Genomic DNA, 22,222 nt, shown 5'->3' with positions numbered 1-22,222 from the left:
CCGGCGCTATTCATAGCGGGCTCCGCTCCGGACGCAATAGTACCTGGGGCAAAGAGGCATAACTGAGAATATCCTCGACGGTGACTACCGCCACCACATCCTCATGATGTTCCGGGGGATCCTGTTTGCAGAGCAGCGCGGTTTCGCAGGCGCAGGCCCGCAGTCGCGCTACCAGATCGTAGAGCTGACTGTCTTCTCTCACCGCCACCCAGTCGGTACTGGCCAGATCCCGCAAGGGCACCGCGCGGATTTCCCGACGCAAAATTTCTGCCACCCGATGGGCTGGAATCACCGCCAACGGCATCGTCCCTTCAATGATGAGCACATGGGGGAGTTCCCGGCGATGCAGGAGAATCTTCTGCAAATCATCCAGGGTACGTTCACCACGCAGACGAACCATGGGGGTTTCGATGAGTTGGGCTGCCGGACGCATGAGATAAAGGTTACTGTGCCGGGCTTCAGGAATGAAGTGCCCGCGCCGGATCAGTTTACGGGTGTAAATACTCTCCCGGGTCACCAGTCTGCGCACCCCGAATGCCAGGCCGGACACCACGATCAGAGGGATGATGATGTGATAATCATTGGTCATCTCAAAAATCATGACCGCACCGGTCACTGCGGCCCCCGTAGAAGCACCCACCATCCCCGCCATGCCCAGGGCGGCACCCACCGCCATGCCCATTTGATACCCCGGGATCCAATGCGTGACCAACGCAGCAAAGGCACCCCCGAACACCGCGCCGACAAAGAGCGAAGGCGAAAACACCCCCCCCGAACCCCCTGAACCCAGGGTCACTGAAAAGGAAAACACCTTCAGGACCAGCAATAACAGCAGAAAACCAGGGTTCTGCAGCGTGCTTTCCAGCACATTCTGGACAGTGGCATATCCCACGCCTTCCACAAAATAATGACCGGTGAAGCGCTGGATCAGATACATGGTCAAGCCTACGGCGGCCATCCCAATAACAGCGCGTAGGTAAGCATTTTTAAGCCATTTTTCCAGCAGGTCCTCAGTCCAGTACAGGGAGTTGGTAAAAAGCAGACCCACCCCGCCCACCAGCAAGCCAAAAACAATATACGCCGCATAATCTGCAGCTGTTTCATGAGCGGTACTGGCAATAATACTGGCAGGAATCACAAATGAAGGATGATTCCCCAGAAACAGGCGCGACACAAAAGTGGCTGTTCCGGTGGCAATCATGACCGGTACCAGCGTGCGGGCACTGACTTCTACCAGCATCAGCTCTACGGCAAAGAGGATACCACCCACGGGGGTATTGAAGGTGGCGGCAATCCCGGCACCCGCACCCGCTGCAATCAGACCCAGACGCTGCCATTCAAGGAGCCGCAACCATTGGGAAAGACTCGATCCAAAGGCCGCGCCCATCTGTATGATAGGGCCTTCCCGACCTACGGACCCGCCACTGCCGATGGTAATGGAGGAAGCCAGCGCCTTGATGAGCACCACCGCTGGACGAATCACTCCGCGCTTGTAGTAAATGGCATCCATGACTTCCGGAACACCATGCCCCTTGGCTTCAGGAGCAAAAGTGCGCACCATCCAGACCACCATCAAACCGCCGATGATCGGCGCCAGAATAATCCCGGCACCCCAGACGCTGGCAGCGGAATGTTGCAGGGCATTAAAGGAAAAAGACCACTGACCGAAGAAAAAAAGGTTATGCATCAAACCGATGAGGCGACGAAAAGCCACCGCTCCCAGTCCGGCAATAATCCCGACAAAAAAAGCCAGCAACAAATGAAATAATGGATTGCGGCGCAGCTTGCCCTGCCAGCCGCCGACTTCTCTTTCAATGACATGGGACAAAGCTTCAGATGAATTTGGGTTAGTTTCGGGCATTACAAACTCTTGAAAATGATTTTGGCTTGACGGTACACCATCCTTGAATTTCAAACAAACCGATTTGCTTGAACCATCCGGAAACCATAGCCGAACCCGGCTCGTCTGAGCTATTCTGCCAATCAATGCCTAAACACGACGGAGTGTTCGCTCGCCCATGCAACGCTTTTTTTTTCTGGCTACCCTGATCCTGCTGGGCTGGCTGACCATTCGTCTCTCCCCTGTACTGACCCCGTTTTTGCTGGCCGCTATTCTCGCCTATCTGGGCAACCCGCTGGTCAGCTATTTACAGCGCCACCGCATCGGCCGCACCTGGGGCACCACACTGGTGTTTCTCATTGTTCTGCTGGTAGTTACGGGCACCATCATGGCCCTGCTGCCGGTGATCCGCCATCAATCCCTGCTTTTTGTCGACTATCTGCAAAAATATACCAGCCTGCTGCAAAGTCGCCTGATCCCCCAGCTTGCCGCAGAAACCGGTATTCAACTGGATAGCGGGACCATTTCCCATTACGCCACCAGCAATGCCCAGAAACTGGCTACCTGGCTCGGACATGGACTGCAAGTGGCGCTGAGCTCCGGATCAGGACTACTGACCGGTGCGTTAAGCATCATTCTGGTGCCGGTGCTCGGGTTTTATCTGTTACGGGACTGGCCGCGATTGCTGGCGCGTATTGATCAATGGATTCCGCAAAATCAAGCGGATCTGGTACGGCGCTTGAGCCGGGATGCCGATGCCATGCTCATGGCCTTTTTGCGCGGACAACTGCTGGTCATGTTGGCGCTGGGCTGCAGCTACGCCCTGGGGCTCAGCATTATCGGTCTCAAAACCGCCATTCTCATCGGCCTGATAGCGGGTATCCTGAGTTTTGTCCCCTATCTCGGCGTCATCAGCGGCGTGCTAATGGCGAGTTTGGCCATGTATGTGCAAACGGGCACTCTTCTGTCGGTCCTGTGGGTTTTACTGGTATTTTTCATCGGTCAGATTCTGGAAAGCATGGTCTTTACCCCTTATCTGGTCGGGGACCGTATCGGTCTGCATCCGGTAGCGGTAATTTTTGCGGTCATGGCTGGAGGAGAATTATTCGGTTTTATCGGTCTCCTGCTCGCTTTGCCCGTCACCGCCGTACTGGTAGCCCTATTACGGCATTTCCAGAGCTGGTATTTGCAAAGCCCCTATTATCTGGGCAGGGAGTAAACTTCTTGGACGCAGTCATCATTATCGGCGGAGGACTTTCCGGTCTCGCCAGCGCCTATTTTTTGCAGCAGCAGGGGGTATCCGCACGCGTGCTGGAAGCCGGACCGATGCTTGGCGGGAATATTCAAAGTCGCCAGGAAGAAGGTTTCCTGCGTGATCTCGGACCAAATTCGCTGATGCTCAAAGGTCAGGTCGTCCCGGAACTCATTCAGTCTCTGCAACTGGATGCTGAGCTGGTAGAGGCCAACGCCGTGGCCAAAAGACGCTATATTCTCAACCGCCATCAGCAGCTGGTGCCCCTCGGACCGGGTGTCCTGTTCAGTGGAAAACTACTCTCACTGCACGGCCGCCTGCGTCTACTCAGCGAACCCTTCCGGCGCCGGAAGCAGGGTACCGAAGAAGAAAGTATTGCCGATTTTGTGCGGCGACGCCTGGGTCCCGAAGTGCTCACCTGGCTGGTCGATCCCTTTGTTTCCGGGGTGTTTGCCGGAGATCCGCAAAAACTGGCTTTAGCCGCCTCACTTCCGCGACTACAGCGCATGGAACAGGAACACGGCGCATTATTCAAAGCCGCCCTTGCAGGCCGGAAAAAACCAACACCAAGCAAAGCGCGTCTGATTTCTTTCCGTCAAGGTTTGCAGACCCTACCCCTGCGCATGGCAGAGCAGTTGCACGGACCCATTCATTGCCAGACGCCAGTTGACCGCCTGGAACAACACGCCGACGGCAGCTGGGAAGTACACAGCGCCCGGCAAAGCTGGCGCAGCGCCAAAATCATTCTGGCCCTCCCCGCCCCCAAAGCCGCTGATTTGCTGAAAACCCTGCACCCGGACCTGGCCAAAGAACTGGCAGCCATCCCCTATCCTACCGTCAGCACCCTATCCCTGGGCTTTCCGCGCAGCAGGGTAAAACATGCCCTGGATGGTTTCGGTCTGCTGATCCCCCGCATTCTGGGCCTGCAAACCCTGGGCGTCCTGTTTTCCTCCACCCTCTTCCCGAATCGCGCCCCGGCGGATCAGGTGCTGCTGACGGCCTTCATCGGCGGCAGCCAAAATCCCCTGGCCGGGCGCAGCGATGACGATCTGCTCCAGACGGTGCTGCAGGAAATACGGCCTATTTTAGGTATAGAGGGTGAACCCAGCTTCAGCCGCTGCCAAAACTGGCCGGAAGCCATTCCCCAATATGAGCTGGGCCATCTCGCCCGCCTGGAGTGCATCGCCCGGATGACTGAGCAGCTTCCCGGCTTGTACTTCCGCGCCAACTGGCGGGATGGTGTCGCCCTGGGCGACTGCATGGAAGCCGCCCGGCAACTCAGCCAGCAGATTGTTCATCAGGGCTGAGTATGAGCCCCAACTCTGAAGCAAGAGGCAATACATCTCCTGGTCATAAAATTGTCAGAAAAATCAAAACCAACCTATCTTAGGCACGACACCATTCAAAAATACCTGTCATATCGGCCATTGCGTCTGCCGCACCCTAGTGATAACGTTTAGTTATTACATTGGAGGTGGCGTCATGCGCAAAGTCTTTCATACCAGCCAGTTCATGGCAGGCAATTCACCTGCCGTCCGCATCCCTGTGAGTATGGCCTTCCCGAAACAGACCAGGTTGGTCGTAATACGGGAAGGAAACAGGATCATCGTAGAACCTGAAGAAGATTCACTTGAATCACTTCCGGCACTGTTCGCTGCACTGCGCCCGCAGCACACCGGCGAGCGCCCGGAGTTTGTCGAGACGGAAAGATCTTGGTGATTCTGCGCTACTTGCTGGACACCAATATTTGTATCTACCTCATGAAGGAACAACCCGCATCCGTTATCCAACGGTTCGCGGCCTGCAGGCCCGGTGAAATAGGGATCAGTTCGATCACCTGGGCGGAATTGTGCTGTGGCATGGACGTCCATAACAGCCGGATCGAAATGTCCACACTCTTAAGCCGGCTGATCATTAAGGATTTTGACGTGGATGCAGCGGATATTTTCGGTACACTCTCCCGGCAGTTTCCAGACAGAAAAAGCAGCTTTGACCGTATGATTGCCGCACATGCTGTATCGCTAGGCGTTACCCTGGTGACAAACAACACGACGGATTTCGATCTCTATACCGGGGCAGGGCTGGTCGTCGAGAATTGGGTAACATAATAATGGAGCGGAGTTTTCACCACGATTTAAGGTTTTCCAGCCTTCCCCAATTTGGTCAATAACGCATCCATATCCGTTTCCTTATTTGGACTGCCCGGTTTTTGAGGCTCCGGGTTCTGCCCATATTTTACCGGACTCAACGCACCCCTTCTGGTATTGGGAGATAATTTATCCGTAGCACCAGTGTGGCGGTGCTGATATTTGGTCCAGGCCAGTTCTGCTTTCGGATCCAGATTACGGCGATAGCCCCTGACCTCGCCGACAATTTCCACCGGGGTCCCGACTTGCACCAGTGCGGCGACCTGCTGGGCATTCCAGTTGGACAGGGCCACACAACCTGCTGTCCAGCGCCCCGGAAATACTTTGCTGTCGGGATCATCGGAAAATTGCGGACCCATGCCATGAATCCCGATTTCACCACCCAGTGGGGTATTCTGGGGGGGGGTCTGGCCGGCGTCGATGGCGTCCACAATGGCTTCATACTGACGATGGGTAATAATCCCTTCTTTCAGGCCCCATTCCGCATTGTCTTTGTTAGGGTAAGTCAGCCCCATGAAAGGGCCATACTGGGTGCCGTATAAAATCCAGCCGATATGGTAATGCCCCACCGGCGTCACATCATCCCCGCGAATGCGGCGGGGTGCAGAACCATTGAAACCGATGGCCACAGGATAAGTCGCCAGCAGGATATCGCCCCGATAAATCCGGAGCAGATGAGAGGTCGTAGAAACCACAATTCGGACGGGTTGTGCCGGGGTTGCGGCAGAAATAGCCGGCGATACGACCGGAGCAACCGGAGCCACGACTGGTGGGTGGATTTGCGCCGCATAGTAGGCCACAGAACGGACGGGTGGCGCGGAAATCTGCGGAGCACATCCCGCCAGACTCCACAGCGCGAAAACAACCAGCAGCAACCACCCTTTTCTCACAGCACCCATATACGGCTTCCTTGGTTTTTCGTTTTCAGATTTTCATAATATACCTGAGAATCCGGCCAGAAGGCCATGATCATCAGACAGATTTTTCTACCCGACCTGACTGTAATCCAGCCGCTGCCCGACCCAGCGCTGGATCAGGGCCTGCATCGCTTCGGGATCATGGCGCTCCAGCTGTTCGGCCAGGGTCGGCAACTCAGCCAAAAGGGCCTCGTCGCGCAGCATATCGGCCACCCGCATCTGCAACAACCCGGTCTGCCGGGTACCCAGATATTCCCCCGGCCCGCGCAACTCCAGATCCTTGCGAGCAATGACAAAACCATCCCGGCTGTCGCGCAACACCTGCAGACGCGCCCGGGCCTTGGCTCCCAAAGGCGGATGATACATTAAAATACAACTGCTTTGCCGCTCCCCGCGCCCTACCCTGCCGCGCAACTGGTGCAACTGGGCGAGCCCCATGCGTTCGGCATGTTCAATGACCATCAGACTGGCATTGGGAACATCTACCCCGACTTCAATCACCGTAGTGGCCACCAGAATCCGGGTTTTGCCTGTTTGAAAATCCGCCATCACCTGCGCTTTTTCTGCGGCGGGCAGACGGCCATGAATCAAACTCATGGGAATTTCCGGCAAGGCTGCCTGCAAGTCGGCATAGCTGGTTTCAGCAGCCTGCAATGCCAATATTTCCGACTCTTCAATGAGGGGACAGACCCAGTATATCTGCTCACCATCGGCCAGACGGTGGCGCATCCGGGCCATCAATTCCCCGCGCCGGGAATCGGCCATCACCAGGGTTTCCACCGGACTACGGCCGGGTGGCAAGGCATCAATCACCGACACATCCAGATCCGCATGAACCGTCATCGCCAAAGTGCGCGGGATGGGCGTCGCCGTCATCACCAGCAAGTGCGGAATCTGTCCTTTTTCCAGCAACTGGCGGCGCTGGTCCACGCCAAAGCGGTGTTGCTCATCAATGATCACCAGACCCAGACGGGCAAACTGCACATCCTCCTGAAACAGCGCCTGGGTGCCGACAATAATCTGCGTCCGCTGCTCCCGGACAGCTTCCAGCAGCAAACGCCGGGCTTTCTGGCCCAACCCTCCCACCAGATAACCCACTTCGATACCCAGGGGAGCCAGCCAGGTCGTAAAACGGGTGGAAAGCTGTTCCGCGAGAATTTCCGTCGGCGCCATGAGGGCTACCTGAAACTGCTGTTCCACGGCAGTCAACGCGGCGGCTGCCGCCACCAGAGTTTTGCCCGACCCTACATCGCCTTGCAGCAAGCGGCGCATGGGCCGGACCTGGGCCAGATTGTCGTTGATTTCGGCAATCACCCGTTCCTGGGCTGCGGTGGGCTTAAAAGGCAACTGCTGCAGAAAACGCCGCCATAAAGTCCCGTTTCCGGCAATGACCGGTGCCCCGGCGGCATCACTCCCCACCCGACTGGCACGAATGGCCAGATGATTGGCGAGCAGTTCTTCCAGCGCCAGACGCTGCCAGGCAGGATGGGCAGGGGTGGGTACTTCTTCGGCACTTTCATGCAACAGCCGCAAACCCTCGCCCAGCGCCGGCCAGGACGGTCCGAGATATTTCGCGAGATAATCGGGGAGCTGGTCAACCAGGGTGAGGGCCTGGGCGACCCAGCGCCGCCACTGTGCCTGGGTAATGCCCTGGGTACTGGGATAAAAGGGGGTCAGATGAGTCGGTGCCTGAAACTGCGGCTGGTCTGCCATCTGCCATTCCGGATGCACCATTTCCAGGCCCTGGTAGCCGACCCGGGTTTCCCCAAAACACCATAAGCGTCGCCCCGGCTGCCATTGGGCACGCATTGGGGCCAGCATATGAAAAAGACGGATATGAAGCTGTCCCGTGCCATCACTGAGGGTCACCAGCCATTGATCGCGGCGGCCGCGCAAATGTTCGACCTGAGTGATTTCGCCCAGCACCGCCCCCTCCTGCTCAGGCAGCAAGGACCCCATGGGCAGAAGATGACGGCGGTCCTGATAACGACTGGGCAGGTGGAAAAGCACATCCTGCACCCGCCAGATATCCATGCGTTGCAGACGCTGCACCAGGGCCGGACCCACCCCGCGCAGGGCTGAAACAGAACTTTGCAGATAGAAGGGAGTGGGAGCAGCCACCTGCTCAGTCGCTATGGGGCAGAGCCTCGCGCCGGGCCCAGGCGTTGAGGATTTCGTCCATATCCACCCCATGCATGCGCGCCACTCCCGCCAAGGTTTCCCGATCGGCGATGAAGCATTCACCACAATGAATGCCGCGCTCTTCCAACAGGGTCACCAGCACCGGGTGTTCCTGCAGCAGCACGCGCATGGGCTGAGCCAGCAATTCTGCGCGGTCCATCTCAGTCAGGCTTGCCCAGGGCGACAATACCATCAATTTCCACCTGGGCACCCCGGGGGAGTGCGGCCACCTGAACTACCGCCCGGGCCGGATAAGGCTGGGCAAATTCCGCCTCCAGTGCCTGATTGACCTCGGTAAAGTGACTGAGGTCCGTCAAAAAAACCTGCAATTTGATGGCCTGCTGCAACTCCGTCCCGGCAGCGACACATACCGCCTGGAGATTATCCAGCACCCGCCGGATCTGCAGGGAAAAATCCCCTTCCACCATCTGCCCGGTATGGGGATCCAGCGGAATCTGCCCCGAGAGGTAAAGCAAGCCATTATGGGTCATGGCCTGACTGTAGGCGCCGATGGCCTGGGGTGCTGCATCACTGTGTACGGGTACTGGCATAAATTCTCCCTGGGTTAGTTTTTGACCCGCTGCACCCGGGATACCATGGGCAAACTCCGCAAACTGCGCATGATTTTGGCCAGGTGATCCCGGTCATGGGCCAATATGGTAAAGGTGATTCCGGTATAGAGTCCATCCTGAGGCTCGATATCCACATGATCGATGTTGGAATCCTCATCGGAAATCAGGGTCGCAATCCGCGCCAGCACCCCCCGGGCACTTTCAGCTACGACCCGGATGGTCACCGGGAAGTCACCGTGGGCCTCGGGGTCCCACTGCACATCCACCCAGCGATCGCGCCGCTTGCGCCATTCACGGATGTTGTGACAGTCGTGAGTATGCACCACCACCCCTTTGCCGGCGCTTATGAAGCCCAGAATAGGATCGCCCGGGATGGGGCGGCAGCAGCGCGCCAGGGTAACGGGCATGCCTTCCGTCCCGCGAATAAGCAGCGGCTTTTTCTCTACTGCCTCGCGATTCAGACGGCTGGGGAGCAGCTGGCTTACCGCCTGTCCCAATCGCCGCGCGGTCTGCGCCAGCCGCCCCCGGTCATCCTCTTCCGGCAGCAATTTATGAGCCACTACCAGCGGAAACACCTCGCCCATACCGATGGCTGCCAGCAACTGACCTTCATCCTGGACGTTGAAAGTAGCCAGCACCCGCTGTAAATCAGCAGGCTGTGTCTGTTGATAATTTCCTCCCAGGCTTTGCAATGCCTTGTCCAGGAGATTGCGACCCAGAGTTTCGGCATCGCCGCGCTGAATGGTTTTGAGATAGGCGCGGACGCTGCTCCGCGCCTTGGCGGTGACCACCACATCCAGCCAGCCGGGCTGGGGATGGGCAGAGGCCGCCGTGACAATGTCCACCTTGTCACCGTTACTCAGCAGGCTGCGCAGGGGAACATACATGTCATTCACCCGCGCCGCGACGGCCTGATTGCCAATATCGGTATGCACGGCATAGGCAAAATCCACCGCCGTGGCCCCGCGCGGCAGACTGAGAATTTTTCCTTTGGGGGTAAATACATACACCTCATCCGGAAAAAGATCGAGCTTCACGCTTTCGAGAAACTCCTGGGAATCACCGCCCTGGGTTTGCAGCTCCAACAGCCGTTGCAACCACGCCCGGGCCTGGGATTCGGCGTGGGCATGGTTCATACCGGTTTTGTACAGCCAGTGGGCAGCCACCCCGGCCTCCGCCACCCGGTGCATGTCTTCAGTACGAATCTGCACTTCGACGGGATGCCCGAAAGGACCCAGGAGTACCGTGTGCAGGGACTGGTAACCGTTGGATTTGGGAATGGCGATATAGTCCTTGAAACGCCCGGGAATGGGGCGATACAGACTGTGAATGATCCCCAATACCCGATAGCAGGTATCCACATCAGCCACAATCACCCGGAACGCATGCAGATCGAGAATAGCACTGAATGCCATGCCTTTTTTCTGCATCTTGCTGTAGATACTGTAGACATGTTTTTCCCGACCGCTGACCTGGGCTTCAAAGCCTTCCTGATGCAAACGGTCCAGCAGGGCCTGTTCGATTTTCTGGACCGCTTCCTTGCGATTGCCTCGCGCCGCCTTGATTGCCTCGTTGAGGGCATGCCAGCGCTTGGGATACAGATGCGAAAAAGCCAGCTCTTCCAGCTCGATGCGAATCGCGTGGATTCCCAGGCGCTGGGCAATGGGCGCATAAATATCGAGAGTTTCCCGGGAAATCCGCCGCCGTTTTTCCGGGGTCATGACTCCCATGGTGCGCATGTTGTGGAGACGATCGGCCAGTTTGATAAGCACGACCCGGATGTCCCGGGACATGGCCAGGAACATTTTGCGGAAATTTTCCGCCTGGGCTTCTTCCCGGGTTTCAAAACGGACCTGGCCCAGCTTGCTGACGCCATCGACCATTTCCGCCACTTCCGGGCCAAAGCGTTCCGCCAGGCTTTCCTTGCTGATTTCGCAGTCTTCTATGACGTCATGCAGCAAAGCGGCCTGGATGGTAAATATATCCAGTTGCAATTCTGCCAGAATGCAGGCCACCGCCACCGGATGATGAATATAGGGCTCACCACTGCGGCGGGTCTGCTCCCCATGGGCGGCAAGGGCCAGCTCGTAGGCTTCCCTGACCCGGGCTACCTCCTCCGGCGCCATGTACTGCTGCAACAGCGCGCGCAGCGGCGCACAGGGATCATCCAAAGCAGGCTTTACCGGCGGCAGGCGCAACACTTCTCCTACCCCGGCCGCCAGCGGCAGTGCCGGGACAGAAACCGCATCCACAGCTTCAGGCGCCGACGGCATCCTCGGCTCCAGCCAGATCACGACCTGCCGCACCCGGAAAATTGGGCAGCGGAGGTGGCATCTGCTCGTCCAGAATGGAGCGGGTGACCAAACCTGCCGCCACTTCCCGCAGGGCCACCACGGTGTTTTTGTCACGTCCCGGTTCTACGCCAGCTACCGCCCCCGATGCCAACTGCCGGGCACGTCGCGCGGCGACCAGGGTCAGTTCAAAACGATTGGCGACATTTTCCAGACAATCTTCAACAGTTACTCTTGCCATTGCTATTTACCTTGTTTTTCAGTCAATACTGCGTTAATCACTCATACCCAATAGGTCCTTCAGACGCCGGTGCTGGGTGTGTTGCTGGCTACCCAGGCGCAGATGTTCAGCATGGACAATACTGCGCAAATCCGCCAGCGCCGTGTCAAACTGGTCATTCACCACCAGATAATCAAATTCGTCATAGTGCAGCAATTCCTCACGCGCTGCGGCCACCCGCCTGGCAATCACCTCTTCCGAATCCTGAGCGCGGCCGCGCAAGCGGGTTTCCAGAGCCGCCAGCGAGGGCGGCAGTATGAAAATGCTGACCGCCTGCCCCGGCAAACGTTCACGTACCTGACGTGCGCCCTGCCAGTCTATTTCCAGCAATACATCCACACCCGCAAACAACTGGCTTTTGACCCAGGGTTCACTGGTCCCGTAACCATTACCGTGAACCCGGGCATATTCCAGAAACTCCCCGCGCTCAGCCATTTCGGTAAACTGCCCCATCTCGACAAAGTGATAATCCGTACCATCCACTTCACCGGGCCGCGCGGGCCGGGTGGTATAGGAAACAGAGGTCCTAAACCGTGCAGTTGCTGCTACCAACGCCCGCGACAAGCTGGTTTTACCTGCTCCGCTGGGTGCCGAAATAATCCACAGAATACCGCGTTCCGGTCCACCCGTCATGATTTTTTACTCCACATTCTGCACCTGCTCCCGCATTTGTTCGATCAGTACTTTGAGTTCCACCGAGGCGAAAGTCACCTGACTGTCAGCGGCCTTGGAAGCCAGGGTATTGGCTTCCCGATTCAGCTCCTGCATCAGAAAATCCAGGCGGCGCCCCACGGCCTCGCGCCGCGCCAGTATCCGCCGCAACTCCGCCAGATGGGTGTCGAGACGATCCAGCTCTTCTGCCGTATCCTGGCGCTGCAAATAAAACAAAATCTCCTGTTCCCAGCGCTGCGGGTCCACCTGCAGGGCGAGATCCGCGAGCCGGGCCTGCAAACGCTGGCGCAAGGCCGCTTCCATTTCCGGCAAATGGGCGCGCAAGGCCCGGGTCTGTTCGGCAACCGCCTCCACCCGACTCAACAGAATCTGGGCCAGAGCCGCACCTTCCCGCTCCCGGGATATCTGCAATTCAGCAAGCGTGCTGTCCAGCAAGGTCAGCATTTCCTCTTCGAGGATGGCGCTATCGGTTCCGGCACTTTGCACCAGCCCCGGCCAGCGCAAAGCCTCCAGGGGATTAAAGGTCGCATCGTGCAGATTCCAGCTCTGCAACAATTCGCCGTATACCGTTTGCAGTTGTCCGGCCAGATCGCGGTTGAGGCGCAATCCGCCACCCTCGACTTCCTGAAAACGCAGCCAGACATCCACTCTACCGCGCAGCAGGGATTTCTGCAGACGCGCCCGGATGGCACTCTCATGTACCGAAAAGCCTTCGGGCAAACGCAAGTTGATATCCAGATAGCGATGGTTGACCGTCCGCAGCTCCCAAACCAGGGTTCCCCAGTCGCCATGCCTTTCACTGCGGGCAAACCCCGTCATGCTTCGAATCATCAGGACTACTCCAACACCACAGAACACCAGAATGAACACTTAAACTAGCATAAGCTGGCAATATCAGCCATCCGTAGCGCCTTGTCGCAAATACATAATATAATGACATATGAACATATCTATTGACGATCCTGCCGCTCTGGACTATACCTTAGGTGTTGCACCCGAAAGCGCACCGAAGTCCATCAAGATGCGTATGATTTCACTATATATTCACAACGGGAGAGTGCCACATGGTTGCCATGCAAGAAATGCTATTTGAATGGGATGAATGGAAAGATCGGGCTGTTCGCCTGGGCGTTGCTGAAGATCTGGCTGAACTCGGTAAAAGCCTGATGCGGGATGCGTACATGCAGCGCTGGCCGGACATGGTTTTGACGGATTGCGGCTGGGATGATGATGGTTTTGCCATGCTGGCCATGGCGCGGGAAAAACCTGCCGAAACCCGGCGGCACTGGGAGCGGCTTTACGCCCAGTATCACCGGCGCCCGAGCTGCCCTCTGGAGTCGTCCCAAGCTGCGTCAAGACGCTATGCCTTGGCCCCACTCCGCTATTCGGCACATCAACCCGACAATGCTCAGCCACGCTCCTCAGCGAGACATCCAGAGTAACTGGCCGACAATCACGGGCAGGGAAATGGCGCCCACATAGCGGCCCACAATCTGTCCCTGACCGTTCACGAGCAAGGAAGTCGGCGTCAGCGTGACGCCACCAAGGATCTGCGCAGCCGCACCCTCCTGGTCGGCATACAGGGGGTACGCCATGCCAAAGCGGGACCGGGCTGCGGCAATGGCCCGGGGCGTATTTCCGGCAACGGCCACGCCCAGCACCGTAAACCCCGGGCCGCCAAACCATTGTTGCAGCCAGTTCAATGCAGGAATTTCGGCAATACAGGGTGGACAGTCCGGGGCCCAGAAATTGATCAGGGTCACCTGATCCTCCTTGGGATGATAGTGTACCCACTGCCCATCCAGTTTTTGCAAGCTCAGTACCGGCAAGGTCGCTGGCGTTGTGCCGGGGTTTTCTCCGCGCCACTGGGTCCAGGCGTAGACCCCGGCGACCACGAGGACAATAAGCCCCAGATCCAGCGCCCAGCGGCGCAGACGATGCTTTCCCAATAGATCTACCTCTACTCAATGCACACAAAACAGACTGGAGCGATGCGCCGAATCCCGCTATAATCATTCGACTATATTCGAACCCTGGCCCATGATTCAACTTCGTACTTACGTCTATATCGACTCCCTCCAGCCGCAACTCGCCGCATATATGGCTTCGGTTTCGCAAGGCTTTCTGCCGGTCCCCGGCGATGCAGCCCTGTGGATTGAAGTGTCTCCGGCCATGGCCATTCACCGCCTCACCGACATTGCCCTGAAAGCCACCCGTGTGCACCTTTCCCAGCAAGTCATCGAACGTGAATTCGGCGCCATGGTTGTCCATCATCGTGATCAGAGCGATGTGCGCGAAGCCGGCCGGGTGGTCTTGCAGCGTATGGGTGCCAGTCAGCAGGATCGTACCGCCTGCAAAATCACCTGGAAGGAAATCATTCGTGGCATGATGCCGGATCATACGGTCCTCATAAACCGCCAAGGTCGACGTGGCTCTATGATTCTCCCTGAGCAAAGCATGTTCATTCTCGAAACGGATCCGGCGGGTTACGTCATTTATGCCGCCAATCAGGCTGAAAAAGCCGCAAATATCACTCTCGTCGATGTCCGTGCGGTGGGTGCCTATGGACGACTGACCATCGCTGGCAAGGAAGCCGATGTGGACGAAGCCGCTGCGGCTGCTATTCATGCGGTGGAAAACCCTTCCTGGACGTGATACCCATGAATCGTCATACCCTGCAAACCCGTTTATGCCAGTACCGCAGTCACTACATCGAAGAACAGGCTTATGCCCGCCGGGGCTGTCGCCTTTTACAGGATGATCCGGATTGTTTTTTTCGGGAAGGAACGGGTCTGCATGTGACCGCCTCCACCTGGATTCTCAATCCCACCCGCAGCGCCACGCTGCTGATGCTGCACCGCAAACTGGAACAGTGGTTTCAGCCCGGCGGCCACGCCGATGGCAATGAAAATGTGGTCGCAGTGGCTCTGAAAGAGTGCAGCGAGGAAACCGGAATTACTGAGGCAGACATTCAGCTGCTGGATCCGGCCATATTCGACATTGATATTCACCGAACCCCGCAACGAGGCAGGGAGCCCGCCCACCAGCATCTGGATATTCGCTTTCTGGTGGAAATTGACGATCGACTTCCCCTGGCAGGAAACAGCGAATCCCATGCCCTGCGCTGGATCCCTTTACACGAAGTGCATGCCTATAACAAAGGGCTTTCCATCCATCGCATGCTGATCAAAAGCCAGGAATGGCTTCGTCAGCAAAGAATCCAGGGCTTGACCTAGCCTCAACCGCAGATATTACCAGCAGAAAGCAGCCACAGCCGGCGCTGCTCTCAGTATAGGTAACGCGCTAGACGGGATAATGGTTCAGAAAAACGTGCTGACTGCCGCGTCCAGCGCGTCACGCATATCCGGATCATCGGTAATCGGCCGTACCAGCGCCATGCTGCAGGCGGCAATGGGTGCCACCCCTTTCTGAATCAACGCACCGGCATAAATCAGCATACGCGTAGATAGGCCCTCATCCAGACCATGCCCCTTGAGGTTGCGTGAGCGTTCCGCGATGGACACCAGCTTTTCCGCCATATCTCCGGATACCCCCGACTCATGGGCGACGATCACCACTTCAATATCGCGCTCGGGATAGGAAAAATCCAACGCCCCGAAACGCTGCTTGGTGGACTGTTTCAGATCTTTCATGGAGGACTGATAACCGGGATTGAAGGAAATCACCAGCTGAAAATCGGGGTGAGCATGAATCAGTTCGCCCTTTTTATCGAGAGGCAAGGTACGGCGATGGTCGGTCAGGGGATGGATGACCACCGTCGTATCCTGCCGGGCTTCAACAATTTCATCCAGATAACAGATGGCACCTATCCGTGCCGCTGTCGTCAGAGGACCATCCTGCCATTTGGTGCCGTCCTTATCCAGCAGAAAGCGGCCCACCAGATCAGAAGCCGTCATATCTTCATTACAGGCCACACTGATCAGGGGACGCTTCAGGCGCCAGGCCATGTATTCAATGAACCGGGATTTCCCACAGCCCGTTGGTCCCTTGACCATCATCGGCAAACGCGCCGCATATGCTGCCTCGTACAAGGAAATTTCATCATGCACTTCCTTGTAATAAGGTTCCTTTTCGATCAGGTACTGTTCTTTTGAATCACTATTCACCGTAACACCTCTTGCAATCAATTCTTGAATTTGACCAGACGGCTGACCTGGATATCCGTCACAAACACGACACCGGTATGCTTCTCAAAAAATGGCGCAAAGCCTTCCAGAATGGGCGATACCAACTCTTCGGGAACCGCCACGATAATCATGATCAGAACATCATCTTCATTGAACATGACATGACCTTCATAAATCCCGTGACTACCTTTTCCGGATAAATTCCCGACGATGGTATATCCCTTCACTCCGGCCCTGTCGAGCAGGTCCGTAGCAAAATCCTTGTGGGCACCTTCCATGATGACTTCGAGTTTTTTCAAAGGACTCAGATTCAGTGTTTTCATGCGATTTCCTCCAGAATGGTCTGACTGTCAGGGGTGGCACCACGTTCTTGCAGGTGGAAGGCGCCTCTTCCAGGACGTAGGCCCGATATTCATCTTCGGGATCCAACAAAATAACCCGAACCCAGCCGCCGCCCAACAGCGCCTTGATTTTCACCAGATTGCCGACAGAACGCTGGGCAAAAGCCACCGGCGCCTCCACCAGTACAATCAAGCGTACCGGCTCATGATAGGGCTTGCCATCCTTGAGCACCGTCTGGGTAGGCAAGCCTGTGCGCAAATCGCTCTGGTTGCCGGTCATCACTGCAAAACGTCCGGCAACATTGTGATAGACCTTGCTGCCGCTACCATAATGCTGGGTATCCACCACGGAAAAATAATGTTCCAGGTTGATCCATTCGCCCACCACCATGGGACTGGCCAGAATGGTTTCCAGCAAACGTCCTTTGGGATCCAGGCGGTAATCGTAAGAGTGGAGAAAAGCGCGGCTTTCCAGATCCAGGCCTTCAGTCAGTTCACGCCGGCCGACAATCGCATAGACATTGCGGGTCAAACCCCATTCCGGGCGCACCTGGGACCAGTCATGGGTCTGCCGCAGAGCCATGGCTGCAGCCGCGTAGGGATCCTGGGCCAGCTTCTCAGACCCGCCCAATGATGGCATACGTTCTGCCGCAGAACGTCGGGTGGCGGCAGACAAACCATTGCGCAGACGCTCCAGATAAAGCAAATGCCGGGCAGGCAACAAATCCAGATCAAACAGCTCTACCGCATCGGAAGTAGTATTGTGCACTGCGGGCAGGAACCAGGTATCGTCCGGAATGACAATACCTTTATCCCGCAAGCGACGTCGCACCTCGGGCTTGTTGGCCATGGCGGCGAAAACCCGGGCATTGGGAAGCCCCTTGCCACCCCCGCAAGCTCCACAATCCAGGGCGGACTCGTAGGGATTGTTTTCGGTTTCGCTTTCATGCCCCACCAACAGCACAAAGCGTGAAAAATTACGGTTCATGCCGATCAACAGCAGGGCCTGGGAAATGTAGCGGACCTGCTCATCCAGACTGAAACCGATGCGCCCCAGTCTTTCCATCTGCAGACTGGATTCGTGCCTTTCAACCCGGTAAGTATCCCGCAATTTCTGGATGAATTCCGCTTCCTGCTGAGCAGAAAATTGCATCCGCCGAGCCAGGGCACTGGGTCCGGAAACATGCTCCAGGGCGATTTCCCGCAGCTCCTTGACATCATCATCTGTCACTTGATCCCGGGGTACATTCCATTCCTTGATCAGCGCACGGACAATCATGGCTCGTTGCACCGCCCGTAAAATGGAATCCGCCTGATCCGGGCTCAGTTTGTCCAGGAGCAGTCGTGTCACCGGCTTTTCCGCATGCAGCTTGTTGTGGAGATGGTGATAAGTCAGCGGCGCAACGGTCTTACCGATCAAGCCCAGACTGAAGATGAGCCCCACCGCTTCCACTGCCACAAAGGGAGACAGTACCGAACTTTTCAGCTCGTGTAGTACATGTTCCAGGGCGCCGTACAGAGGCTCTTCTTCCAGTTCCAGTTCGGCGGGAATTTCCACGACCAGGTTTTTGGGGGTCTGGATGGCCGGACAGAGATGGACTTCTGTACCCCGCCCATATTCCAGAAAGCTGATAGGCACACCAAAAAATCCCCCAATACCAAAGGTCTGATAATCACCGATGGCCTCCAGATGCCGACGCATGGGCTCTGAACGCACATCAATGCACATTAGCGCCTGGGCAAAGGGACGCTTCTCCACTGCTTCCTGCTGGTGGGGAATATTGATGCGGTTCACCAATGACTTGATGTAATGGGACTCCATGGAGCGCAGCCAGCAGAAGCCCTCGCCCTTTTCCCAGGCGCGCAGGATATTCAGAAACTGGTCGAGTTGCTCCGGAGACATCGCCAACAATTGTGCTTCTGCTTCTGCACCCATGGCCTTGGCCAGTCGCAGCAGATTATGGGCCTGCCGTTCGCCCTCCCAACGGGATTTGGCAGCAATGTACTGCTCCGCAACCCGGTCAAAGCCAGGCCGCTTGCGACGCGCCAGCATGTCCTCTACCTGCTGTGCCCAGGCCGGCAAAATCGCGCCGGTGTACAATTCCAGGCGTAAATACGCCGACAGCGGATCGGCATGGACGAAATTCTGGATTTCCTCGGCATTGGCCGGGCAACCCTGATGGCGAACGGCTTCCTGCAGTAATGCCATGCCCAGAACCATGCGAACCGCGAGAAAATCGGTCAGATCCGCCGGATACTGCTCAGCCCAGTAATAATGCCTGGCCGTACTGCGATAGCGGATAAAACCTGCCCAACCATGCAAACGGGTCAATTGACGGGTAATATATTTTTGCCAGGAAGCTTCCGGCACCTGCAGTTCACGGAGAATATGGGCAACCACACCTTCGGGGGTCTGTTCCAATTCGAGCAGTTGCCGCAAGTGCAACCCACGCAAGAAGAAGCGCACATTATGCTGGGCCACTTCTTTCCAGGCCGTAAAAAAACCCTGCTTACGACCCGGTGACTGCCACGCGGACTGACCTTCATCAAAAAAGTCCAGACAACTTTTCACCAGCAAATCGTCCAGGGTACTGCCAATATCCGTCCCGAAAAGACGATCCACGTTGGCATAAACAGGGCCATCCAGGGCAATTTTATGAGCAAGAATCTCTTGCAGCCGCTCTTTTTGGTTTGCTGTATCCGGATCTAACCTTTGTCCATGCAGTGCCGCATGGAGGACAGCGCCATTCAGCCAATCAGCCTTGGGCACCAACTGTTCGCTCTTGCAGAGTGTCAAGAGGGACCAGAGCCAATGCTCCATGGGTACTTCCGGCGGCAATGCACCGCCCTGTTTTACCAGAAAAGCCTGTAAATACTTGCGCAGGGCGGCTTCATCCACCTTTCCGGCCTGCCAGTATTCCTGATATTCACTGCGGGACAAATAACCCCGGCCATGAAAGAGCTTGCCGGCTTCTTCCACGGCGTCTTCAAAGGGCAGATGTTCCAGACCAAACAAAGGATTATGGTGAATAAAAGTGCGCATGGGCCAGAACCTTGGAATCGGCTCACTGGCCACATAAATCATGGTCCGTACTTTCAGACGATCACCCAGAGTCAGTTGATAATCCATATACCCCCCCAGAATAATCCCACCAAGGCAAATATCCCCAAAGCCAGGCCACCCAACCAGGTGCCACCCACACTTAAATCATGCACCGATTCGCCGTGATAGATACCAAACAGCAGATCCTGCAAAAACCGTCCTACGGTCCAGCCCCAGAGCAGTAGCACCAGCAGCAACAAGGGCATCCAGATGAGCGGCAAGCTCTCCATGGCTTCCAGCAAGGCAAAAAAGTTGGGGAAAACGGGTGTGGCCGTGGCCGCCAGAGCGGTCAGGGACATCAGTACCGACAGACGGGGTAATACCCGGGCAAAGCCACCGGTCAATCCCAGATAGGAGCCTCCGGTCTTGCGCGTCAAAATGCCTGCCCAGACCAACATCAAAGCGGCAGGAATAGACCAGGCCAGAGCAAAAAACTGCACGCCCCAATGCCCCGGTAACAGGCCGATTAGCAGCCAGGTCAGGGACAAGCCTGAAGTGGCCATAAACCGTGCCCAGATCTGCACATCACGGGTGCCTGCGGCGCGATAGGCATACAAAATCGCCGTGAATAATGCCAGGGCCCGCAAAACCTGGGGCATTTCCTGCCCGAGAATCAGCCAGGCTCCGGATTTCAGCAGTAGCAAAAGTCCCAACTGAGGTAAAACAATGACGGCCAGGGCGCGAGCCCAAGCCCCCGGCGCACTCACCAGCAAGCGATTAAAAATCCAGCTGAAAGGGAACCAGGGAAGTAATGCTCCGGCAATTATCCAAATGATGATATGCATGTCAGCACCACCGTAACAGCACATTGATACGGCGTGCCCCCTGCACCAGAATCTGGGTCATGCGCGCATACAGATCATTCACGTACAACTCTCTGGACAACAAAGCATAGAGGGCCAAGTAAACGCCGCGCCAGCGTCCCTGATCGGCTCGATCCCACCAGCCACTGGAATCCGCAAAAAAGGTGAGTGCCCATGCCCCGACAAAAAACAGCGCCAGAATGATGACCAGTATATCGAAGTACAGGCTGTTGATGCTGGCCGCATTATAGAGCTGGTAGGCTTCTCCGTGAGGATAGAGAAAATGACCAAAGTAGTGACTGATCAGGGTATAACCAATCACGACCAGAACAAATGAGCCCAAAATACCGCCCATCAAGCGCCAGGGATTGCTATGGGTCATTTTGTGGGTGGCAAACAAGGCCTGGGCGCCGGTCACCCAGCCGAAAAACAGCAGGATAATCACTCCCTGCTCATGCAAAAGTCTTGTGGAAACGAAAAGATGAGACAAGCTGAGCACCACTACCGGAACAATGATGGTCAATGCCGCAGCGGCCAGCCAGGGCAGGCGCGAGGGCTTGGCCGGACGCCGTTCCACAATGGAGGTATAGACCGGGTCCGAAGGCACCCCGTCGTGCTCTCGGGCTTCACCAATAATATTGCCCGCCCCCAAAAACAGGGAAGCCTTGAAAAATCCGTGGGCAATCAAGTGAAAAACCGCCAAGGCAAAAGCCCCCACACCACATTCCATGACCATGAAACCCATCTGTCCCATGGTTGAATAGCCCAGAGAGCGCTTCACATCATTTTGTATCAGCATCATCGCCGAACCCACCACGGCAGTAATCAGCCCGACAATAAAGACGAAATGCAGCACGATACTGGCATGCTCGAATACCGGAAAAAAACGGTTGAACATGAATCCACCCGCATTGACGATACCGGCGTGCATCAATGCCGAAACCGGGGTAGGGCCGTCCATGGTATAGGGTAACCAGCCATGGAGCAGGAACTGGGCGGAGCGGGCAAAAGCCGCAAAAGCCAGCAGAAAACCCACCAGTTCGGGCACCGACAAGCCCCAGAAAGCGGGCACATGGGGATGCATCTGCAAGCGCTCAAAAATGTCCGGTAGCGAGATGGAATGATAGGTTCGGATCAATACGAAAGCAGCCAGCCAGAGGGGGACATCGCCCGCCCGGTAGGTGATTTGCGTCCAGAAGGCATAACGGCCCGCTGCAGGGCGCTCCGTATCATGACCCAGCAGAAAATACAGCACCACGCCCACCATGAACCAGGCCACCAGGAAGGTAATCAGATCTGCAGCCGACACCATGAACAGAATCGTCGCAGTCATCAGGTCCAGCAGGGCGAAAAAACGGGTATAATTGGCCTCTTCGACCATGTAGCGCACCGAGTACATATGCACCAGCAAACTGATTCCGCAAACAAAGCTCCACATGATCAGGGTCAGAGGATCTAGCCAGACACTCCCCCAGAGGGTGCCGATAATTTCTACCCGGGAGAAACCGCCCAGGGCATAGGTCGCCAGTTCTACCAAGGCCAGCAAAAACGTCAGCAAGGTTAAAAACACGCTGATCCGGGCGGCCGCCTTGCGGGCCTTGTGCATGAATACAAAAATAATAAGCGCCGACAATACCGGCAAAAATGGAATGATGATTGCTAGTTCACCCATGCG

General features: G+C 56.4%; 22 protein-coding genes. 7 read left to right on the top strand and 15 right to left on the bottom strand.

The genetic code is table 11. The features are described from left to right. Positions 1-10 precede the first annotated feature (10 nt). Positions 11-1,861: a chloride channel protein gene (locus AC2VLR_RS09225; RefSeq protein ID WP_486881865.1), complete on the bottom strand. Its 1,851-nt coding sequence runs from the start codon at positions 1,859-1,861 to the stop codon at positions 11-13. Positions 1,862-2,018: 157 nt separating this feature from the next. Here AC2VLR_RS09225 and AC2VLR_RS09220 point away from each other — a divergent pair, with 157 nt between their 5' ends. The 4 genes from AC2VLR_RS09220 to AC2VLR_RS09205 all read left to right on the top strand — a co-directional run bounded on the left by AC2VLR_RS09220 (position 2,019) and on the right by AC2VLR_RS09205 (position 5,200). Next, positions 2,019-3,059 (top strand): AI-2E family transporter, encoded by a 1,041-nt coding sequence (locus AC2VLR_RS09220; protein ID WP_486881864.1) that lies wholly within the window; start codon positions 2,019-2,021, stop codon positions 3,057-3,059. Positions 3,060-3,064: 5 nt separating this feature from the next. Continuing rightward, entirely contained in the window at positions 3,065-4,399 is a 1,335-nt protein-coding gene (gene hemG / locus AC2VLR_RS09215; protein ID WP_486881863.1) for a protoporphyrinogen oxidase, read from the top strand. Between the two features lie 175 nt (positions 4,400-4,574). After that, positions 4,575-4,811: an antitoxin gene (locus tag AC2VLR_RS09210; RefSeq protein WP_215843880.1), complete on the top strand. Its 237-nt coding sequence runs from the start codon at positions 4,575-4,577 to the stop codon at positions 4,809-4,811. Beyond that, positions 4,808-5,200 (top strand): PIN domain-containing protein, encoded by a 393-nt coding sequence (locus AC2VLR_RS09205; protein WP_486881872.1) that lies wholly within the window; start codon positions 4,808-4,810, stop codon positions 5,198-5,200. The genes AC2VLR_RS09210 and AC2VLR_RS09205 overlap by 4 nt, the downstream gene beginning before the upstream one ends. 26 nt (positions 5,201-5,226) lie before the next feature. Here the strand turns inward: AC2VLR_RS09205 and AC2VLR_RS09200 are convergent, their stop codons facing one another. From AC2VLR_RS09200 to AC2VLR_RS09165, 8 genes are all read right to left on the bottom strand, one after another. Next, complete coding sequence (locus AC2VLR_RS09200) at positions 5,227-6,138, bottom strand: L,D-transpeptidase family protein (protein WP_486881862.1); 912 nt, start codon at positions 6,136-6,138, stop codon at positions 5,227-5,229. A gap of 87 nt (positions 6,139-6,225) precedes the next feature. Then, complete coding sequence (recG, locus tag AC2VLR_RS09195; protein ID WP_486881861.1) at positions 6,226-8,277, bottom strand: ATP-dependent DNA helicase RecG; 2,052 nt, start codon at positions 8,275-8,277, stop codon at positions 6,226-6,228. 4 nt (positions 8,278-8,281) lie between these two features. Continuing rightward, positions 8,282-8,497 (bottom strand): DUF1858 domain-containing protein, encoded by a 216-nt coding sequence (locus AC2VLR_RS09190; protein ID WP_215843891.1) that lies wholly within the window; start codon positions 8,495-8,497, stop codon positions 8,282-8,284. Position 8,498: 1 nt separating this feature from the next. Further along, positions 8,499-8,888 carry a Rid family detoxifying hydrolase gene (locus tag AC2VLR_RS09185; RefSeq protein WP_486881860.1) on the bottom strand — a complete coding sequence of 130 codons (390 nt, stop codon included), beginning with the start codon at positions 8,886-8,888 and terminating at the stop codon, positions 8,499-8,501. Between the two features lie 14 nt (positions 8,889-8,902). Then, the gene (locus AC2VLR_RS09180) at positions 8,903-11,182 is read right to left on the bottom strand and encodes a RelA/SpoT family protein (RefSeq protein ID WP_486881859.1); all 2,280 of its coding nucleotides are present in this window, start codon (positions 11,180-11,182) and stop codon (positions 8,903-8,905) included. After that, on the bottom strand, positions 11,166-11,441 hold the full coding sequence (gene rpoZ / locus AC2VLR_RS09175) for a DNA-directed RNA polymerase subunit omega (RefSeq protein ID WP_486881858.1): 276 nt from the start codon (positions 11,439-11,441) through the stop codon (positions 11,166-11,168). The genes AC2VLR_RS09180 and rpoZ overlap by 17 nt, the downstream gene beginning before the upstream one ends. A gap of 33 nt (positions 11,442-11,474) precedes the next feature. Next, positions 11,475-12,113: a guanylate kinase gene (gene gmk / locus AC2VLR_RS09170; RefSeq protein WP_486881857.1), complete on the bottom strand. Its 639-nt coding sequence runs from the start codon at positions 12,111-12,113 to the stop codon at positions 11,475-11,477. A gap of 6 nt (positions 12,114-12,119) precedes the next feature. Continuing rightward, positions 12,120-12,983 (bottom strand): YicC/YloC family endoribonuclease, encoded by an 864-nt coding sequence (locus AC2VLR_RS09165; RefSeq protein ID WP_486881856.1) that lies wholly within the window; start codon positions 12,981-12,983, stop codon positions 12,120-12,122. Positions 12,984-13,216: 233 nt separating this feature from the next. Between AC2VLR_RS09165 and AC2VLR_RS09160 the strand changes: the two genes are divergently transcribed. Continuing rightward, positions 13,217-13,594 carry a hypothetical protein gene (locus AC2VLR_RS09160; RefSeq protein WP_486881855.1) on the top strand — a complete coding sequence of 126 codons (378 nt, stop codon included), beginning with the start codon at positions 13,217-13,219 and terminating at the stop codon, positions 13,592-13,594. Here AC2VLR_RS09160 and AC2VLR_RS09155 read toward each other — a convergent pair. Beyond that, positions 13,574-14,101 carry a TlpA disulfide reductase family protein gene (locus AC2VLR_RS09155; RefSeq protein ID WP_486881854.1) on the bottom strand — a complete coding sequence of 176 codons (528 nt, stop codon included), beginning with the start codon at positions 14,099-14,101 and terminating at the stop codon, positions 13,574-13,576. The two genes, AC2VLR_RS09160 and AC2VLR_RS09155, sit on opposite strands and share 21 nt — an antisense overlap. 91 nt (positions 14,102-14,192) lie before the next feature. Here AC2VLR_RS09155 and AC2VLR_RS09150 point away from each other — a divergent pair, with 91 nt between their 5' ends. Both AC2VLR_RS09150 and AC2VLR_RS09145 read left to right on the top strand, forming a co-directional pair. Then, on the top strand, positions 14,193-14,807 hold the full coding sequence (locus AC2VLR_RS09150) for a BMC domain-containing protein (protein WP_024893627.1): 615 nt from the start codon (positions 14,193-14,195) through the stop codon (positions 14,805-14,807). Positions 14,808-14,812: 5 nt separating this feature from the next. Then, on the top strand, positions 14,813-15,388 hold the full coding sequence (locus AC2VLR_RS09145) for an NUDIX hydrolase (protein WP_486881853.1): 576 nt from the start codon (positions 14,813-14,815) through the stop codon (positions 15,386-15,388). 84 nt (positions 15,389-15,472) lie between these two features. On the opposite strand, the gene AC2VLR_RS09140 is transcribed toward AC2VLR_RS09145, so the two are convergent. From AC2VLR_RS09140 to AC2VLR_RS09120, 5 genes are read right to left on the bottom strand one after another with little or no spacing between them, the layout of a single operon-like run. Beyond that, the gene (locus AC2VLR_RS09140) at positions 15,473-16,279 is read right to left on the bottom strand and encodes an AAA family ATPase (protein WP_486881852.1); all 807 of its coding nucleotides are present in this window, start codon (positions 16,277-16,279) and stop codon (positions 15,473-15,475) included. Positions 16,280-16,296: 17 nt separating this feature from the next. Continuing rightward, complete coding sequence (locus AC2VLR_RS09135; RefSeq protein ID WP_486881851.1) at positions 16,297-16,578, bottom strand: P-II family nitrogen regulator; 282 nt, start codon at positions 16,576-16,578, stop codon at positions 16,297-16,299. Then, on the bottom strand, positions 16,484-19,771 hold the full coding sequence (locus AC2VLR_RS09130; RefSeq protein WP_486881850.1) for a DUF2309 domain-containing protein: 3,288 nt from the start codon (positions 19,769-19,771) through the stop codon (positions 16,484-16,486). The genes AC2VLR_RS09135 and AC2VLR_RS09130 overlap by 95 nt, the downstream gene beginning before the upstream one ends. Beyond that, on the bottom strand, positions 19,756-20,529 hold the full coding sequence (locus AC2VLR_RS09125) for a hypothetical protein (protein WP_486881849.1): 774 nt from the start codon (positions 20,527-20,529) through the stop codon (positions 19,756-19,758). Before AC2VLR_RS09125 ends, AC2VLR_RS09130 begins: the two co-directional genes overlap by 16 nt. Before the next feature lies 1 nt (position 20,530). Next, positions 20,531-22,219 (bottom strand): NADH-quinone oxidoreductase subunit 5 family protein, encoded by a 1,689-nt coding sequence (locus tag AC2VLR_RS09120; RefSeq protein WP_486881848.1) that lies wholly within the window; start codon positions 22,217-22,219, stop codon positions 20,531-20,533. Between the last annotated feature and the right edge of the window lie 3 nt (positions 22,220-22,222).

The organism is Acidithiobacillus sp. TH-A117 (assembly GCF_057473465.1).
Note: the sequence above shows the minus strand (reverse complement) of the source record. Positions and strands in the feature narration are given on the sequence as shown.

Coding starts and splice junctions, on each gene's coding strand:
- AC2VLR_RS09225 (WP_486881865.1), bottom strand. CDS start 1,861: ATGCCCGAAACTAACCCAAATTCATCTGAAGCTTTGTCCCATGTCATT.
- AC2VLR_RS09220 (WP_486881864.1), top strand. CDS start 2,019: ATGCAACGCTTTTTTTTTCTGGCTACCCTGATCCTGCTGGGCTGGCTG.
- AC2VLR_RS09210 (WP_215843880.1), top strand. CDS start 4,575: ATGCGCAAAGTCTTTCATACCAGCCAGTTCATGGCAGGCAATTCACCT.
- AC2VLR_RS09200 (WP_486881862.1), bottom strand. CDS start 6,138: ATGGGTGCTGTGAGAAAAGGGTGGTTGCTGCTGGTTGTTTTCGCGCTG.
- AC2VLR_RS09190 (WP_215843891.1), bottom strand. CDS start 8,497: ATGGACCGCGCAGAATTGCTGGCTCAGCCCATGCGCGTGCTGCTGCAG.
- AC2VLR_RS09185 (WP_486881860.1), bottom strand. CDS start 8,888: ATGCCAGTACCCGTACACAGTGATGCAGCACCCCAGGCCATCGGCGCC.
- AC2VLR_RS09180 (WP_486881859.1), bottom strand. CDS start 11,182: ATGCCGTCGGCGCCTGAAGCTGTGGATGCGGTTTCTGTCCCGGCACTG.
- rpoZ (WP_486881858.1), bottom strand. CDS start 11,441: ATGGCAAGAGTAACTGTTGAAGATTGTCTGGAAAATGTCGCCAATCGT.
- gmk (WP_486881857.1), bottom strand. CDS start 12,113: ATGACGGGTGGACCGGAACGCGGTATTCTGTGGATTATTTCGGCACCC.
- AC2VLR_RS09165 (WP_486881856.1), bottom strand. CDS start 12,983: ATGATTCGAAGCATGACGGGGTTTGCCCGCAGTGAAAGGCATGGCGAC.
- AC2VLR_RS09160 (WP_486881855.1), top strand. CDS start 13,217: ATGGTTGCCATGCAAGAAATGCTATTTGAATGGGATGAATGGAAAGAT.
- AC2VLR_RS09150 (WP_024893627.1), top strand. CDS start 14,193: ATGATTCAACTTCGTACTTACGTCTATATCGACTCCCTCCAGCCGCAA.
- AC2VLR_RS09145 (WP_486881853.1), top strand. CDS start 14,813: ATGAATCGTCATACCCTGCAAACCCGTTTATGCCAGTACCGCAGTCAC.
- AC2VLR_RS09135 (WP_486881851.1), bottom strand. CDS start 16,578: ATGGAAGGTGCCCACAAGGATTTTGCTACGGACCTGCTCGACAGGGCC.
- AC2VLR_RS09130 (WP_486881850.1), bottom strand. CDS start 19,771: ATGGATTATCAACTGACTCTGGGTGATCGTCTGAAAGTACGGACCATG.
- AC2VLR_RS09125 (WP_486881849.1), bottom strand. CDS start 20,529: ATGCATATCATCATTTGGATAATTGCCGGAGCATTACTTCCCTGGTTC.
- AC2VLR_RS09120 (WP_486881848.1), bottom strand. CDS start 22,219: ATGGGTGAACTAGCAATCATCATTCCATTTTTGCCGGTATTGTCGGCG.